Annotated in this window: 14 protein-coding genes; 11 read left to right on the forward strand and 3 right to left on the reverse strand. The window is 47.9% G+C overall.

Translation table 11 applies throughout. The features are described from left to right. Positions 1 to 88: 88 nt before the first annotated feature. The 3 genes from FE296_RS18730 to FE296_RS18740 all read left to right on the forward strand — a co-directional run bounded on the left by FE296_RS18730 (position 89) and on the right by FE296_RS18740 (position 6,779). Positions 89 to 3,127 (forward strand): beta-galactosidase, encoded by a 3,039-nt coding sequence (locus FE296_RS18730; RefSeq protein WP_150365964.1) that lies wholly within the window; start codon positions 89 to 91, stop codon positions 3,125 to 3,127. A gap of 420 nt (positions 3,128 to 3,547) precedes the next feature. After that, complete coding sequence (locus tag FE296_RS18735) at positions 3,548 to 4,894, forward strand: glycoside hydrolase family 43 protein (protein ID WP_150365965.1); 1,347 nt, start codon at positions 3,548 to 3,550, stop codon at positions 4,892 to 4,894. Positions 4,895 to 4,934: 40 nt separating this feature from the next. After that, positions 4,935 to 6,779: an RICIN domain-containing protein gene (locus FE296_RS18740; RefSeq protein ID WP_150365966.1), complete on the forward strand. Its 1,845-nt coding sequence runs from the start codon at positions 4,935 to 4,937 to the stop codon at positions 6,777 to 6,779. Between the two features lie 124 nt (positions 6,780 to 6,903). On the opposite strand, the gene solA is transcribed toward FE296_RS18740, so the two are convergent. Beyond that, positions 6,904 to 8,037 (reverse strand): N-methyl-L-tryptophan oxidase, encoded by a 1,134-nt coding sequence (gene solA, locus FE296_RS18745; RefSeq protein ID WP_150365967.1) that lies wholly within the window; start codon positions 8,035 to 8,037, stop codon positions 6,904 to 6,906. A 131-nt stretch (positions 8,038 to 8,168) separates the two neighbouring features. Here solA and FE296_RS18750 point away from each other — a divergent pair, with 131 nt between their 5' ends. The 6 genes from FE296_RS18750 (at position 8,169) to FE296_RS18770 (ending at position 12,805) form a co-directional block, all read left to right on the forward strand. Further along, positions 8,169 to 8,726, forward strand: a complete 558-nt coding sequence (locus FE296_RS18750) for a GNAT family N-acetyltransferase (RefSeq protein ID WP_150365968.1) — start codon at positions 8,169 to 8,171, stop codon at positions 8,724 to 8,726. Between the two features lie 110 nt (positions 8,727 to 8,836). Continuing rightward, positions 8,837 to 9,592 (forward strand): exodeoxyribonuclease III, encoded by a 756-nt coding sequence (locus FE296_RS18755; protein ID WP_150365969.1) that lies wholly within the window; start codon positions 8,837 to 8,839, stop codon positions 9,590 to 9,592. Positions 9,593 to 9,821: 229 nt separating this feature from the next. Next, positions 9,822 to 10,805 carry an alpha/beta hydrolase gene (locus tag FE296_RS18760; RefSeq protein WP_124115835.1) on the forward strand — a complete coding sequence of 328 codons (984 nt, stop codon included), beginning with the start codon at positions 9,822 to 9,824 and terminating at the stop codon, positions 10,803 to 10,805. 50 nt (positions 10,806 to 10,855) lie between these two features. Next, the gene (locus FE296_RS32865; RefSeq protein WP_165980244.1) at positions 10,856 to 11,002 is read left to right on the forward strand and encodes a hypothetical protein; all 147 of its coding nucleotides are present in this window, start codon (positions 10,856 to 10,858) and stop codon (positions 11,000 to 11,002) included. A 32-nt stretch (positions 11,003 to 11,034) separates the two neighbouring features. Further along, positions 11,035 to 11,616, forward strand: coding sequence for a hypothetical protein (locus tag FE296_RS18765; RefSeq protein ID WP_124115836.1), 582 nt, complete (start codon positions 11,035 to 11,037; stop codon positions 11,614 to 11,616). Between the two features lie 211 nt (positions 11,617 to 11,827). Next, positions 11,828 to 12,805, forward strand: coding sequence for a diaminopimelate dehydrogenase (locus FE296_RS18770; protein WP_397383653.1), 978 nt, complete (start codon positions 11,828 to 11,830; stop codon positions 12,803 to 12,805). Between the two features lie 79 nt (positions 12,806 to 12,884). On the opposite strand, the gene FE296_RS18775 is transcribed toward FE296_RS18770, so the two are convergent. Beyond that, entirely contained in the window at positions 12,885 to 13,739 is an 855-nt protein-coding gene (locus FE296_RS18775) for a pentapeptide repeat-containing protein (RefSeq protein WP_124115837.1), read from the reverse strand. Positions 13,740 to 13,893: 154 nt separating this feature from the next. Beyond that, positions 13,894 to 15,279, reverse strand: coding sequence for an NADP-specific glutamate dehydrogenase (gene gdhA, locus FE296_RS18780; RefSeq protein WP_190945345.1), 1,386 nt, complete (start codon positions 15,277 to 15,279; stop codon positions 13,894 to 13,896). A gap of 388 nt (positions 15,280 to 15,667) precedes the next feature. Here gdhA and FE296_RS18785 point away from each other — a divergent pair, with 388 nt between their 5' ends. Continuing rightward, positions 15,668 to 16,141 (forward strand): GreA/GreB family elongation factor, encoded by a 474-nt coding sequence (locus FE296_RS18785; protein WP_124115838.1) that lies wholly within the window; start codon positions 15,668 to 15,670, stop codon positions 16,139 to 16,141. After that, a complete protein-coding gene (locus tag FE296_RS18790) occupies positions 16,131 to 16,637 on the forward strand; it encodes a cation:proton antiporter regulatory subunit (RefSeq protein WP_190945346.1) in 507 nt (168 codons plus the stop codon). The genes FE296_RS18785 and FE296_RS18790 overlap by 11 nt, the downstream gene beginning before the upstream one ends. Positions 16,638 to 16,640 lie beyond the last annotated feature (3 nt).

Consider the following 16,640-nt stretch of genomic DNA (forward strand, 5'->3'; position numbering starts at 1 on the left):
GGCCAGTGTAAACATGCATTAGTTGAACTTATATCTTAAATGAATTACAGGACATATGAACCTAAATAAAGAGAAGGAGGGGATAACTTTGACAGAAAAAGCATCCCTTTTGCTGCAGGAACAGGAGAAGAACATCGCCAGGGCTGAGAATGGTGTTCAATCTGAATTAACATACGATGCACGCAGCTTTTTCCTAAACGGAGAGCGTGTATTTCTGAACAGTGCCACGATCCATTATTTCCGTATGCCAAAGGAGGAATGGCGTGAGGTTCTGCTGAAGGCGAAGCTGGCAGGCATGAATTGCATCGACACCTACTTTGCATGGAATGTGCATGAACCGGAAGAAGGACAGTGGTCCTTTGAAGGGGACAACGATTGCGGAGCATTTCTGGATTTGTGCGCAGAACTGGGCATGTGGGTCATCGCGCGTCCGGGTCCGTTTATCTGTGCTGAATGGGATTTTGGCGGTTTTCCATACTGGCTTGGTACGAAGGACGGCGTGAAGTTCCGGGAGAATAATGAGACGTATCTGCACTATGTGAACCTGTACTTTGACCGGATTGTGCCGATCATTCGGGAGCGTCAGTTATCTGCCGGGGGCACGGTCATTCTCGTTCAGGTGGAGAATGAGTATGGGTACCTGATGGATGACGCCGCGGCAAGTGAACATATGAATACGCTGAGGGATGGATTGTTGCAACGTGGCATTGACGCTACGCTGATCACATGCGTTGGCGGGGCGGAAGGCACGATCGAAGGGGCTAATTTCTGGTCGGGTGCTGACGGGCATTATGAGAAACTTCGAGCCAAACAGTCGGACACCCCGAAGATGGTCACGGAATTCTGGACCGGATGGTTCGAGAACTGGGGAGGGCCTTCTGCTATTCAGAAGACGGCGCCTTTGCTGGAGAAACGCATCATGGAGATTCTGCGTGCCGGGTATACCGGAATCAGTCACTACATGTTCTACGGCGGCACCAATTTTGGTGGATATGGCGGCAGAACGATGGGTAGCAGTGACATATTCATGATAACCTCTTATGACTATGATGCACCGCTAAACGAATATGGACGGGTGACACCGAAATATGCGGTAACCAAGAATCTGTCTTATTTCGTCCATGCTTTCGGGACTCTTCTGATGGAAACAGAGGAAATTCCAGAAGAACAGATCGTTGTACGTCATCCTGAAGGCATATCTGTGCGAGGCAGACAGGCTGACAACCAGAAAATGTGGTTCCTGGAGAGTCACAAGGATGAACGCGAGACGGTGCACATTACGCTTGAAGAGGGCCGGACTCTTCCCGTATCGCTCAATCCCGGGCAGATTGTTTCGTTGTTGGACCGAGTACAGATTGCTGAACACGTATACCTGACTGCGGGTACGATGATAACGGGCAATGAAATGATCAATGGAGAATTGAATCTGTTCATTGTGGCCCCAGCAGGGCAGCGTTCCATAGTTGAACTGGAAGCCGTGGACTTGAATGTCATGGACAGTTCGGTGCAAGTGCTGGTCGAGCATGATTCAGCAAGGAACGTGCACCGCTTCGACCTGTTCCATTTCCAAGAGCCGGGAATGATCCAACTGGAAGCAAACGGCACACCGATCCGTTTGGTCATTCTGGATCAAGAGACGATGAATCGAACATGGCGATTGGAAGCAACAGAACAGAAGGGACTTCGTTATGCAATAGGCTTCGATGACGTAGACGTATTACCATCCGGTCAGGTCAAGGGCATGATTACTGCCCCAGATCGCACAATTACGCTGCTTGGTGACTGGACCGATGGAGAACAAACGTTAACAGGTCACGAGTTCTATGCCAGCGAGGAGTCTATTGCAGGTATACAGCAGCAGCTTCCATGGACATCGCCGAGTGCGCCGACGTTGTCTGATTCACCCGAGTTGTCACGTGTTACGTTAACTGCGAAGCAGCGTCCGGCGAGTGGACAACCCGAAGACTTTTCCCGATACGGACAAGATTTTGGTTATCTATTGTACGAATGTGATTTCGAGAGTCCAACCGAAGGGGCCACTGACCTCATTTTGCCGGATATTCAGGATACTGCCAGAATCATCGTTAATGGTTTTCAGCAGGCATTCGTGCGTCAGGTAGGGGCAGCAGGTGTGCAATTGCAGGTGGCCAAAGGGAAGAATACACTTCAGATTCTGGTGCAGCATATGGGCAGATTGAACTTCTCCCCGTATTTGGGTGAGAGCAAAGGTCTGGCTGGTGAGGTGTATCTAGGTGGCCAAGTTCAGGATATTCGTCGGGATTGGGTTATGGAGAGTGGACTTGTGCATCTCGATGAGGTGAACTCTCTCCAAGAATCTCCACTGCTGAGCAGAAGTTTTACGCTGGATGGCATGGATCGTGCCATTCTCGTGGGTGCACTGAGCAAAGGCCTTCGTATCAATGGCATCGAAGTTCCGATGGAAGGATATCAGGATTGGTTTGCCTTCCAGACGTTAAACATATCCTTGTATATCAAGCCCGGAGAGACAAATACACTGGAAATGCCGTATAGCCGCTCTTCGCTGGATCGACTGGAACTAATCACATATCCGAGTGAGGGAGAACTGAAGGATTGGCGTATGGCAGGGACGGATGCATTGCTTCCGCAACAATGGGTGAGCTACGAGGTAGGACAGGAATCGATCCATCCTGGAGCACAGGGGTCAATCCAGCGTGCAGGACAGCCTGGTATCGCTGCAGGTGGCAATTGTACTGCCAATCTGGTGCCCCACACCACGAATGAATCGGTTAATCGTGCTACATTGAGTGAGAAGTCTCACCCTGTATCCAATCATACTCCAATCCGAGGATCGTATGGTCAGCCGGTCTGGTACCGCTGGCGTTTCGCGAAGCCTACGGTTTCGGAGCATCATAAAGTGAATCTGATGCTTCGCCTGACCGGGATGAGCAAAGGAACGCTTCACCTGAACGGACATCATCTGGGCCGTTACTGGCAGATTGGTCCGCAAGAGGATTACAAAATTCCAGTAGCATGGCTACAGGAAGAGAATGAATTACTTTTGTTCGATGAAGAAGGAAAAACGCCAGAACGGGTACGATTCCTGTTGGACGCATTATCCCGTTATCCGTGGGTTGCGGTGGAGTAGAAGCATGGCAGAGATAAATTAACTAGAAATGGAATGGGCTTGAAAATAGCAGCTACAACGCAACATTCCACCTTTTACCACAGTCACACTACCTCATTTTCTTAGTCAAAATACCCCGGGTTCATGAATCTTTCGGATTCAGTCTTGCGGAGTGAATTAGCTAAGGGAATGGGGGAACTGTGGTGATCAGGTTGATACAACGAACTAAGGTAACACTTGTAGTTTAATGAATTGTAACCGTTTACATATATAAAGAGTGTTCATCCATGATCTGTGAAGGGAGTGATGCTTCATGTAATTGGAATTTGAACAGGTAGTCGTGAGGTGTTGCTCATCAGTGGCAGTCCCAGGTACGCTTTGTCTTTGGTAATACAGTAAGGTAATCCTCTGTTCATCACTCATGGATAAGGAGATGACCCAATGTTGACGAAGAAGGAAGAGGGAATAGGAATAGGAATAGGAAAGTCCAAAGGTTTCAAGGCCGGAATGATCCTGCTGTTGGGAACATTACTTCTATTAACAATGTTATTTCCCAATACAGCGAGAGCGGCGACAAGTGTATATACGATATCCGCCTTTACGAACACAAGTGAGTCCAATATGTATATCTACGAATCGTATAATGCGATTCATTATGGTTTGCTGAAAGGGCCAGCCTATACACCTCCGGCCGATCTGATCCGCGATCCCAGCATCATGAAGCACAGCGATGGTCTATATTACGTCGTCTACACCACGAACTGGTCAGGGAATACCATCGGCATCGCCTCCAGCCCGGATAAGGTAAACTGGACATTTGTCCGTAACATTACATTATCCACACCTACCACAATCGCACACACCTGGGCACCGGAATGGTTCAAAGACAGCAACGGCAGTCTGAATATTATCGTGTCCCTCTCCCCAGGCAACTATGAGTATTTCAAACCTTATGTCCTCACAGCTTCCGGCAGCAATCTAGCGTCTGCCTCATGGTCTGCACCTACTGAACTGGCAGGCATTGCTCCCAATTATATCGACACTTTTATCGTGAAGACAGGCTCAACCTATCATGCTTTTACCAAAAACGAGACCACCAAATACATTGAATATGCGACAGCCACTTCGCTAACGGGTCCTTATGCCTTTAAAGGCACAGGGGATTGGGCAGGTTGGGGATCTTGGATAGAAGGTCCGGCGCTTGTTCAGCTGGATAATGGTTCATGGCGAATCTACTTTGACGGCTATGCGACACAAAAATATTATTACAGCGACTCTGCTGACAACTTCCAGACTTGGGGTGCCAAGCAGGAGATTGCGGGTCTTACCGGACTCGTCCGGCATATGACCGTATTGAAAGAGTCTGGACAACCGGGTGATATCCGCAAGTTGGAGTCATTCAACGTGCCGGGCAGCTTCATTCGTCATTACAACTATCAGGCGCGAATTGATGCCAATGTCAGTCCGGCGGAGGATGCACAATTCCGTATCGTTCCCGGGCTGTCGAATGCAACAGGCATTTCATTCGAGTCCATGAATTATCCGGGTTATTTCCTGCGCAATAATAATGGCAACATCACACTCGTGAAAAATGACGGCAGCGCTACCTTCCGAAATGACGCCACGTTCAAACGGGTAAATGGACTTGCTAACACCAGTTGGACATCGTATACCTCTTCTAGTAATCCGAACCTGTACCTGAGACATTATAATAATGTGCTGAAATTGGAAGCTGTCGTTACCGCACTTGATAAGTCAGACGCGACTTTCCGAGAGGTTGCACCATAATGGGTGTTTGTTTTCTAAAAAATCATAAGGAGTGAAGCGGATGAAGTGGTTAAAACGAATGAGCTCGCTGCTGCTGGCAGGAAGTCTGCTAACAGGCAGTTTGGGTCTGGGCACAGAGGTGTCTGCTGCAGGAGCCTACACGGCTGTTGCCGATCCGTCGAAGCAATATCAGACGATGGAAGGATGGGGAACATCCCTCGCGTGGTGGGGCAAAGTGGTTGGAGAATATTCCAATCGGGATGAGTATGTGGAGAAAATGTTCAACGCAAATACCGGACTGGGGCTAAACATCCTGCGGTACAACATTGGAGGCGGGGATAATCCATCATCCAATATCCTTGAATATCGCAAAGCCGTTCCTGGTTACCAGCCTTCTCCCGGCGTGTATGACTGGAATGCAGATGCAAACCAACGATATATGCTGCAAGCTGCCAAAGCTCAAGGCGTGAATGTCATCGAAGCTTTTGCGAATTCTGCACCGTACTGGATGACGATCAGTGGTAATGTGTCCGGTTCAGCCAATGGCGGTAACAACCTCAAGCCCGATTACTACGATGATTTTGCCGATTACTTAACCGAGGTTGTGAAGCATTTTCGGGATAACTGGGGGATCACATTCGATAGCGTAACTCCGCTGAATGAACCGATCTCGACGTGGTGGAAGCAGGGCAATGACCAAGAGGGCATGCACTTTGACCGGGCGGATCAGAACACGATTCTGAGTCAGGTACAAGCTTCGTTGAATGCGAAGGGCTTGTTCACAAAGCTGAGCGCACCGGAAGAATACAGTATCGATGATACCAATGTGTCGTTCAACAGCTACAGCAATGCGGTTAAATCAGCGGTTACTCAGATCAACACCCATACGTATGGTGGCAGCAATCGTACTGCTTTGCGCAACACAGCGACGTCTGCGGGCAAACATCTGTGGACCTCGGAATATGGCGATGGGGATGCAAGCGGACTTACGATGTCACGGACCATCCTCAAGGATATTCGTAATATGGGCGCAAGTGGATGGGTGTATTGGCAAGCCGTCGATAGTGCAGAAGGATGGGGATTTTTCAAAAACGTGTTGAACAATACCCAAACGACCAGTTATACCGTGAACCAAAAATACTATGTCATGGGTAATTACAGCAAATTTATTCGTCCTGGGTACAAGATTATCGGCATGAGTGATGCCAATACCCTTGCAGCCTATGATGCGGCTTCCGGCAAAGTTGTGCTGGTAACAACCAATTCGGATTCGACGGATACAACGGTAACCTATGATCTCAGTCGTTTTACGAACACAGGCACGTCTGCTCAAGTCTATCGGACCTCTTCAACAGAGAAGTTGCAGCAACTGACCAATATTTCGGTGCAAAACAAAACCTTTACCGCTACGGCCAAGGCCAATTCGGTCACAACCTACGTCATTTCCGGTGCAACTTACAATGGCGGTACAGGATATGAATCCGGGGCCATCTACAAATTAATCAACCGCAACAGTGGACTTGCACTCGATGTTAACGGTGCTTCTTCTACGGGTGGGGCAACAATCATTCAGTGGAATGATAATGGAGCAGCCAACCAGCAGTGGAAGCTGGAGTCCGCAGGTAACGGATATTACAACATCCGCAATGTGGGCAGTGGGCTTTTGCTGGATGTGAATTCGGGTTCTACACAAGGCGGAGCCGCTCTGATTCAGTGGCAAGATAACGGGGGCAACAATCAGCAATGGCTGCCAATTGATGTGGGAGGATATGTGGTACTTGCGAATCGAAACAGTGGCCTGACGATTGACATCAATCAAGGTTCTCTGACCGCGGGTGCCTCAACCATTCAGTGGGCTGACAATGGCGGGGCCAATCAGCAATGGAGCCTAGTCAAAGTTAATTAGTGTGAGTACGCATGAATTAAACGTTATTACGTGTCCTTCTTTCTTGGAGGTGCAGTGTAACACTGCACCCTCAAGGAAAGTAGCTATTTTAGAAAATACATATATTCATCCACCCGGCAGGTACTTAACGAAAACGGGATATGGCGAACCTGCTAATATCCTGATCCGTGTGCCCCGTTTGCACCAAGTCGGATAGAATTTGTCCAATGGCACTTGCGAACTTGAAGCCATGACCGGAGAAACCGCCTGCGAGCCACACACGTTCATGGGCAGGGTGTCGGTCGATAATAAAATCTTCATCCGAAGTGAATTCATACTTGCACACACTACCACGCTTCAATGCTCCTGCTGCCTGAGGCATATGAAGTTCGAGCAGCCTGCGCAGATCCCCCTCGTCCGTTTCTTCCGTACCAAATGGAGCCATTGTACTTCCTGGTGTCCACACCTGACCCGTATCATGACGACCCATCTTCAGACCTGATCCGCCCATGCTTGGAAATCCATAATATGTACCTTCTTTTCCTGCCAGTGTAAACCCGGGGAAGTGTGCCTCGCCGTATAAGGCTTCTGGTGCATCAAACCATCCAACCGTTTTACGCACTGCCTGAATGGGGAGATCCACGAAAGGTTTCAATGTCTGAAACCAGGCGCCAGCGCTCAGGATGATTTGATTTGCATGGTATGTCTCACCACCTGAAGTCTGAACTGCAACGGAATGTGGTCCGTATTCGATATGCTCCACAAGCGTGTGCGTTAACAAGGTGGCACCGTGAGTCTCGGCTGCTTTGCGGAAGGCACGAATACAGGGTTCACTATACAGATAACCCGCATCAGGCTCATACATTCCCTCGTAATGTTCAGGTATTGTAATACCTGGCCAGCGTTTCATCACCTCGGCTGCGTGCAACGTTTCATAACGAATGCCTGCATCATCTGCATGGCTCAATCGGTTGTGGAAGGAATGAATCTCCGGATCAACCACATTTATTACACCGGAAGGAACAAACAGTTGGTCTCCGGTCGTTTCCTCCAGCTCGTGCCATAACTTCTGTGCAAGTAATGCCATGGCAATATAGTCAGGCCCACCACTGTACACATGGCGCATCAGTCTGGTATCCCCATGATGACTTCCTTCCGTATGCGGAGGATCAAAGGCATCAATTAATAAAGTTTTGCATCCACTGCGAGATAGATAATATCCTGCACTCATACCCATGGAGCCGGCTCCAACGATAATAACGTCATATGATTGTGTGATAATAGCACGCCCTCTCCTATGTATCCTTTTCTACAGTAATGCCTTAATAGAACATATTAATAGTAAAAGCTTGATGAAGGCAAGTGTAGTAAAATGGACTTCTACAATGAATGTTGCAAAGGAGACCTCGCATGAGTGAGCAATTTAGGTTTGATCTATTTCCATTAATTCAGACAGAACGATTCATCCTCCGGTCAGCCGAGGCTGGGGACAGCCATGATCTGCTCGCATTATATTCCGATGAATCTGTGGTTCAATATATGCCATTCACTCCCTTTGAATCCGTGGAGGATACACAGGGTGAGATGAATTGGTATACGAAGATTTTCAAGGAACACACGGGTTTACGCTGGATGATTGAAGACCGTGAAGCTCGTAAAGTGATCGGAACCTGTGGGTTCCTGAACTATGAAGATGTACATAACCGTGCAGAGATTGGATACGACTTGCGTTCCTCTTTCTGGGGCCGCGGTGTTATGACGGAAGTGGCCCGTGCTGTGTTGCAGTTTGGATTCACAAGCATGCAGCTCAACAAGATCGAAGCAAAGGTTGAACCGGAGAACGAGGCGTCAATTCGCCTGTTACACAAGCTTGGTTTTCAACAGGAAGGTGTACTGCGGCAGCATGAGTTTGAGAAAGGCAGATATATTGACCTTGCGGTGTTCTCTAAGTTACGAAGCGAAATATAGGCAAGCTAGCCCCATAAGGATTCCAATGACTCCAACTCATCCCAAATTCGTAAGGCTTGTCCCTCTGAATGAGCCCGTGCTATATTGGAGAGATGTGAGGAGATGAGGATATGAAGCTGGTGTCCTGGAATGTGAATGGCTTAAGGGCATGTGTGACCAAAGGATTCATGGATTATTATCAAGAGAGTCAGGCGGATATTTTCTGCCTTCAGGAGACCAAATTACAAACCGGACAGATTGAGATGGACCTGGGGGAAGACGTTTATCAATATTGGAATTATGCGATCAAAAAAGGATATTCCGGTACGGCTGTATTTAGCCGAATCAAGCCTATATCCGTTCGTTACGGGATGGAGGAGGACAGCGAACCGGAAGGCCGGATGATTACACTGGAGTATGATGAGTTTTATCTGGTGAACGTTTATACCCCTAACGCGAAGCGGGATCTGACCCGACTGCCTTACCGTCTGGAATGGGAGGATCGATTCCGGGGGTATATTCTGCAACTGGAGCAGACCAAGCCGGTTATCGTCTGTGGTGACCTGAATGTGGCTCATCAGGAGATCGATCTGAAGAATCCGAAGCCCAATCTGGGCAATTCCGGCTTTACCCTTGAAGAGCGTGGCAAGATGACCGAGTTGCTTGCTTCCGGGTATGTGGACAGCTTCCGCCATCTGTATCCGGATCGTACGGATGTGTACAGTTGGTGGTCCTATATGCCGAAAGTCAGAGAACGGAACGTGGGCTGGCGCATTGATTATTTTCTCGTATCCAATCAATTGGCACCCAAGGTGGTGGATGCACATATCGACTGCCATGTGATGGGCAGTGATCATTGCCCGGTGGGTCTTACATTGCAACTATAGGTAAGGATCGGCGTGAGATGAATTAGGTATGAATTTTAGAATACAAGTAGATGAGCTGCAAGTTTCCTGAATGGGAGATTTGCAGTTTTTTTGCGTCACAGGTAGGGGAATGAGACTGGACTTTGGTTGGGGAAAGGACTGGACTCGGGATTGTTTCAATCCCGCTATTTCTTGGGTACGATTGAAGCATACATATATAGATGAACCTTGGGGATAAGGGGTAGAGAAGATGAAGAAGGGATTACGGAGAGGGTTAAAGGTGCTGGGAGGCATGATGTTTGCCACAGGACTTTTGCTGCTGGCAGGTACAGCGTATGAAGCGTATCAATCCACGCAGGATATGAAGTCCTATCCCCCGCCGGGCAAGTATTATGAAGTGAGTGGTCGCAACATGCATCTCTACACCGCTGGAAAAGGAGAAGTTACGGTGGTTTTTGCCTCAGGCTGGGGTACACCCAATCCGTATGTGGATTTCAGTCCGCTGTATGACAAGTTGAAATCAAAGGTGAAAATTGCGGTATACGATCGGTTTGGGTACGGATACAGCGACTATACGAATGAACCCCGTGATGTCGATACCATCTCGGAAGAGATCCACCAATTGCTGCGAACATCCGGGCAACGTCCACCATACATCATGGTAGGTCACTCTTTGGGTTCGTTGGAGACACTCCGGTTTGCGCAAAGGTATCCTGATGAGGTGGCTGGCATGGTCATGATCGATGGAGGCAGTCCTGAATATTACAGTACGGTGGAGATGGATACGCCCGAATGGTATTTTGCTTCAGCTCGATTCCTGGTGAAAACAGGTGTAGCGCGTACACTGCTTCATTCGGATCGGATGATGGCAACTCTGGTCATTGACCCGAAGTTGGTTTCTACGTCAATGAAAAAAGCCGCCACCATTTCTACACTGAAGCATGCTTACAATGATAACGTAATGGATGAGATGCGTCACTCCAAGATCAATGCATCACGTGTGCTGGAGAACAAAGAGCAGTTTTCTTTTCCTCTGACAATCCTGACGGCCGGATCAGATCAACCAAGTGAGGGGAGTCGGGCATGGCAAGCAGATCAAGCAAAATTTGCTTCATGGTCGAAACAAGGAAACCAGCAACTTGTTCCTGACGCCGAGCATTATATTCATAACAGTCAGCCGGATATTGTCGCTGCCGAAATCATGAAATTAGTGCCAACATCGAGTGACCTATGAGTGAGATGATCCCACAAACACATGATGAACAGGATAAGGAGGAGGGATGGATGAAAAAGTTTAGAGTGATCACCCGATTCCTGTCCATACTGGTAGCCAGCTGTCTATTGTCTTTAAGTGTATTATCTGTATCTGTGATATGGGTCAAGAATAACGTTCATGCGGTGCCTGTAATCCAGTCGTTTGAGCGTGATTAGCACATAAAACGAACAATAAGGGGTGGTAACGGATGGTGAAGAGAAGGAGTTATGTATTGGCCTGTGCGGCACTGGCGATGATGGTGGCCTTGAGTGCTTGCAGCAGCGCAGCAGAAGAACCGACAGGTGAAACGGAGAAGGTAGACACCGAAGTTTCCTCCGGAACTGGTGAACAAGCGACTAATGAAGGTGCAAGCGAAGCAACAACAAGTGCAGTGACCGAGACGGAGGGTACGACTGCGCCAGCCGGCTCGGATTCAGATAGTGGTGAGGAAGCCACTGCTGGAACCAATGAGTTGCCGGAGAACTTGCCAAGTGATTTCCCATTGCCGGAAGATGCAACCATTCGTTTAGCCAATTCCGGTGAGAATGAAGGCAAGCAATCGGCCATGGTGATTTTCACCACGGAACAAGATATGCAAACCGTATCTGAGCTGTATAAAGATTACTTCGATGCCAAAAAGTTGACGAATGCGGGTCAGACGATTGACGACAAAAATATTATTATTCAGGGAACTGACCCGGAAACGCAGGATGTCTGGTCCTTAATTGGAGGGGCATTGGCGTCACAGGAAGGCGTCATTGAACTGACGTTGAGCTGGACAGAATCATAAGCACAAAATAAGGACTATTTTTCTTTCCTGCTTTCTTTCTTCCTAAAATAACGAATGAACGCCATAATACCTTGCATACGGAGCCGCATTATTGCTGCACCGCTGCAAGGTATTTTTATTTCGAACTGGAAACCTGACAGGTTACATGGTATGTTATATCATTATAATAGAGTAATAGACAACTATAGAAGAAGACAGGAGAGGATTGAACATGATTAGAGTGGGTATTGTTGGTTACGGTAACTTGGGTAAAGGTGTAGAGAAAGCCATTTCCCAGAACGAGGATCTGGAATTGATTGCTGTGTTTACACGTCGTAATCCGGAGCAGATGGTCGCTGAAAGCACAGAAGTACGTTTTGAGCATATCTCTGCAGCGGAGCAATACATAGGCAAGATCGATGTTATGATCCTCTGTGGTGGTTCGGCAACGGACCTTCCGGAGCAGACACCAGCCATCGCCAAGTTGTTCAATACGGTAGACAGCTTCGATACGCATGCCAAGATTCCTGAATTCTACAAGGAAGTGAATGCTGCGGCAGAACAAGGTGGTCATGTAAGTGTCATTTCCACAGGTTGGGACCCAGGCTTATTCTCCATGAACCGTCTGCTTGCACAGTCCATCCTGCCAGAAGGTAAAGAGTACACGTTCTGGGGCAAAGGTGTAAGCCAAGGTCACTCGGATGCTATTCGTCGTGTTCCAGGCGTTAAGGCGGGTGTACAGTATACTGTACCTGTGGAAGAGGTTATCAACCGTATTCGTGCAGGGGAGACACCAGAGTTGTCTACACGTGAGAAACATCTGCGTCAATGTTATGTGGTAGCTGAAGATGGCGCCAATCAGGATGAGATTCGTGAGACAATTGTATCGATGCCTAACTACTTTGCTGATTACGATACGACAGTAACATTTATCAGTGAAGAAGAATTGAAATCCGAGCATGAAGGTATGCCGCATGGTGGATTTGTTATTCGCAGTGGGGTTACGGGTACTGGTCAAAAGCAAATTATTGAATTTGGTCTGAAACTCGACAGCAATCCTGAATTTACAGCAAGCGTACTTGTGGCGTATGCAAGAGCCGCACAACGCTTGAGCGTGGAAGGACATAAGGGAGCGAAAACGGTATTTGATATTCCGCTCGGTCACTTGTCTCCGAAATCGGCTGAAGATCTTCGCCGTGACTTGTTATAATTCTGATTCGTTCCAGTGATTTGTATAACAAACAGCTCGTCCTTGGATGTATAGGACGAGCTGTTTTTGTTGTTTTTTGCTACACCCAGTGTGAGGGATGGTTAAGATGATCCGGCAACTTGGTATTCACATTACCTTTGGCAGCATTAATCTGGGATTGCGTCAGGAAGATGCCACCTCTCAGGTCTGCATCGCTCAGATCCGTATCCCGCAAGTCCGCGCCAATCCAATCCGCATTTCGTGTGTCTGCATTTCGCAGATCGGCTGCGATCATTAAAGCCCCTCGGAAGCTTGCGCCCCGCAGGTCTGCCCCTTTTAAATTGGCACCAAAAAAGTCACTTCCGGTACGTTTTTTACTCTTCTTCGACTTCCCTTGTCCATGAGCGGTGGGTGGCACATTCGCGCGTACCATCTCACTTGCCTGGACCAAGAGTTGATTCACACTGGACCGATAATTGGCGATGTCCAGACGGAGAAGGGCCGCAGGCTCCAGATTGCTCAAGCGCTCAACCTCCTCATATAACTCACCAAATGCCGAGTGAAGGGATGACGTCTCCGGTCTCATCATCATTTCCTTCATATAACTGAGCAACTCGTGAAGTTGTCGCAAGGCAGGCAGACAATCGAACATCTCGTTTGCAGACTCTGGATGATCACGCCAATCTTTGCCCGCGTAGGTCACTTGGGACAGCTTCTGTCCAGCTCCGAAACAGTCGTATACCGTGCAACCTTTGAACCCTTTCTGCCGAAGCTGGGTATGGATACCGCAGCGATTGTCCGTGCGCAGATTTGGACAGGGTGTGCCACTGGCTTTATCAAAAGCAAAGTCAGATGACTTGCCATAGGGCAAGGCAACACAGCACAGGCCAAAACATTGCTCACAGTCTGCGCTAAGATGAGGACTCGCAGTGCTGGCAAATGGTTGGTTAGACAATGTAAACACTTCCTTATAATAGTACAAATAGATGGAATTACGTCACTACCACTTTACCATTGCCCTGCGATTAGAGCAATTGAAGACAAGGAAAAAAGGGCGTTCCCCAAGTTAATAGGAACGCCCTTTGATCGTGGATAATCACGTATTTAAATTAAACTACACCTTGAGCAATCATGGAATCGGCTACTTTGAGGAAACCGGCGATATTCGCTCCGGCAACGAGGTTGCCTTCACAACCATACTCTTCAGCAGCTTCTACACAGCTGGTGTAGATGTTCTTCATGATGTCATGCAACTTCGCGTCTACTTCTTCAAATGACCAGGACAACCGCATGCTGTTCTGTGACATTTCAAGAGCAGACACGGCTACACCGCCGGCATTAGCCGCTTTGGCTGGACCAAACAGTACGCCTGCGCCGTGGAAGACGTCAATGGCAGCCAGGGTGGAAGGCATATTCGCGCCTTCGCCAATGGCCTTCACGCCACCTTTAACCAGCAGGGCTGCAGCTTCTTCATCGATCTCGTTTTGCGTTGCACATGGAAGAGCAATATCACAAGGGATAGACCAGATGCCTTCACAGCCTTCGGTATATGTAGCATGCGGGTGTTCTTTGATGTATTCGCTGATGCGAAGACGATCAACCTCTTTCAGACGTTTCACGGTATCCAGGTTGATGCCTTGTGGATCGTGTATGTAGCCACCTGAGTCACTACACGCCACGACTGTAGCTCCAAGCTCCTGTGCCTTCTGAATGGCATAGATGGACACATTACCAGAGCCAGAGACAACGACTGTGCTGTCTTGGAAGCTGAGCCCCTTGGATTGCAGCATCTCCTTCACAAAGTACACACAGCCGAAGCCAGTCGCTTCCTTACGTGCCAAGCTTCCTCCGTACAGCAGTCCTTTACCTGTCAACACGCCTGCCTCATGCCCGCCATGAATACGTTTGTATTGACCGAACATGTAACCGATTTCCCTTGCGCCTACACCAATGTCACCAGCCGGTACATCCGTATCGGAACCGATATATTTGTACAGCTCTGTCATGAAGCTTTGCGTGAAACGCATGACTTCCAGATCCGATTTTCCTTTGGGATCGAAGTCAGAACCGCCTTTACCACCGCCAATGGGCAGACCAGTCAAAGCATTTTTGAAGATCTGTTCGAAGCCAAGGAACTTGATGATGCCCGAGTATACAGAAGGATGGAAGCGAAGTCCGCCTTTGTATGGGCCAATGGCACTGTTGAATTGCACCCGGAATCCACGGTTAACCTGAACTTTGCCCTGATCATCTACCCATGGGACACGGAATGTGATTACACGTTCGGGTTCAACAAGCTGTTCCAGCAGACTATGGTTCCTGTATTTAGGGTGTGCTTCAATAACAGGAATAAGGGAATCCAGAATTTCTTTGACAGCCTGATGGAACTCATCTTCGTGCGGATTTCTGGCGACAACCGACTCATAAACGGAATGAACATATTCTGCGGCAGTAACTTGAACGGACTCTGTAGTTTCTTTTGTTATCGTGGACACTTTTTCGATGCACTCCTTTATTGTGTTAAAGTCTGTAGAGGCTTATTTGCATAAATTGAATAAAAGTTTGTAGTTAAATATACAGGAAAGCAAATAAAAATACGAGATAAAAAACCATAAAATGTTTTTTATGCAGTAATTAAAATGTTCTATGGATCTACCATATGATGTGAAGAATTGAGTTATTAAATGGAAGATATGACCACAAATGATAATAAAAAAGCAAGTTAGACGAATATACTGGATTAAAATATTAGTTTTGGTAAGATGGTAAGAAGGTCTCGTATCCCGGGGTCTTTTTATAATAAAAAGGAGGAAAACAAGATGATGAAGAGAAACATGCCGATTAACATGGAGAACAAGGCTTGTATAGGGGGTGAAATCTACTATGAACCATAGGACTTCCCGCCATAATTGCAGAGAGAAGCTGGTGAGCCAGCTATTTACATTCGGTGAAGAGAAAAGAACATTTCTCGACGCCTATTTCGACGTGCGCGATCCAGAGCGGATACAATTGGAAAAACAACTGTCGGCATATACGGAGTATGTGGAAAAACTGCTCCTGGGCCCTGATGAAGATCTGGACTCGGCTGTATTGATCGGCAGTCATATTGATTTTGAATATCTCGATTTTCATACGTCAGATTCGTTCATGATTGTTATGCCAGAAGATACCGATCCTGATGAGGGGCGTATTTCCTTCCTCTCTCCAGTAGGAAGTCAATTACTGCTTGGCAGTAAAGGGGAAGTTAGATCTGTTCATACACCATCAGGTTCCATGAGAATCCGCATTACGGGGATTGAGCTGAGGAGCGAAACCTTGAACGAGTCGGCTCTAGGGGGTGCAGATCATGCACTTTAAAGAGACAGACTTACCAGGGATTGGGCGTAAATACTGGCTGCATACCCGTAGCGGTGAGCATTTGGTCATTGTGATCCATAACGACGAAAGGCGTGACCTGTTCCATATGGAGTCAGGGGATACGCCTGAAGAGGTGGGTGATATGGTATCTCTTGTCACCTTGGACGATGATGAAGCCCGGGCGGTTGCCGCTATCGTTGGTGGTATGACCTATAAACCGAAGTTTCAGGATGAGCGTGAAGTGATGCTTGAAGGGTTGTTAATCGAATGGCTACGAATTGAGCCTCACGCAGCAAGCGTAGGCATGACGATTGGTGAACTGGATATCCGTCAGGCTACGGGCGCTGTTATTCTCGCTGTTGTGACCAAGGATAAGGAGAAGCATTTTAATCCGGGTCCGGATTATGCTTTTACCGCTGGAGCTACGATTGTGGTTGCCGGTGAACGGAATCAGATCAAGCAACTCAAACAATTGTTGACTGATGGACGGACTTAGCCT

The sequence above is a fragment of the Paenibacillus sp. UASWS1643 genome, assembly GCF_008693195.1.
Classification (GTDB): Bacteria; Bacillota; Bacilli; order Paenibacillales; family Paenibacillaceae; genus Paenibacillus; species Paenibacillus amylolyticus_B.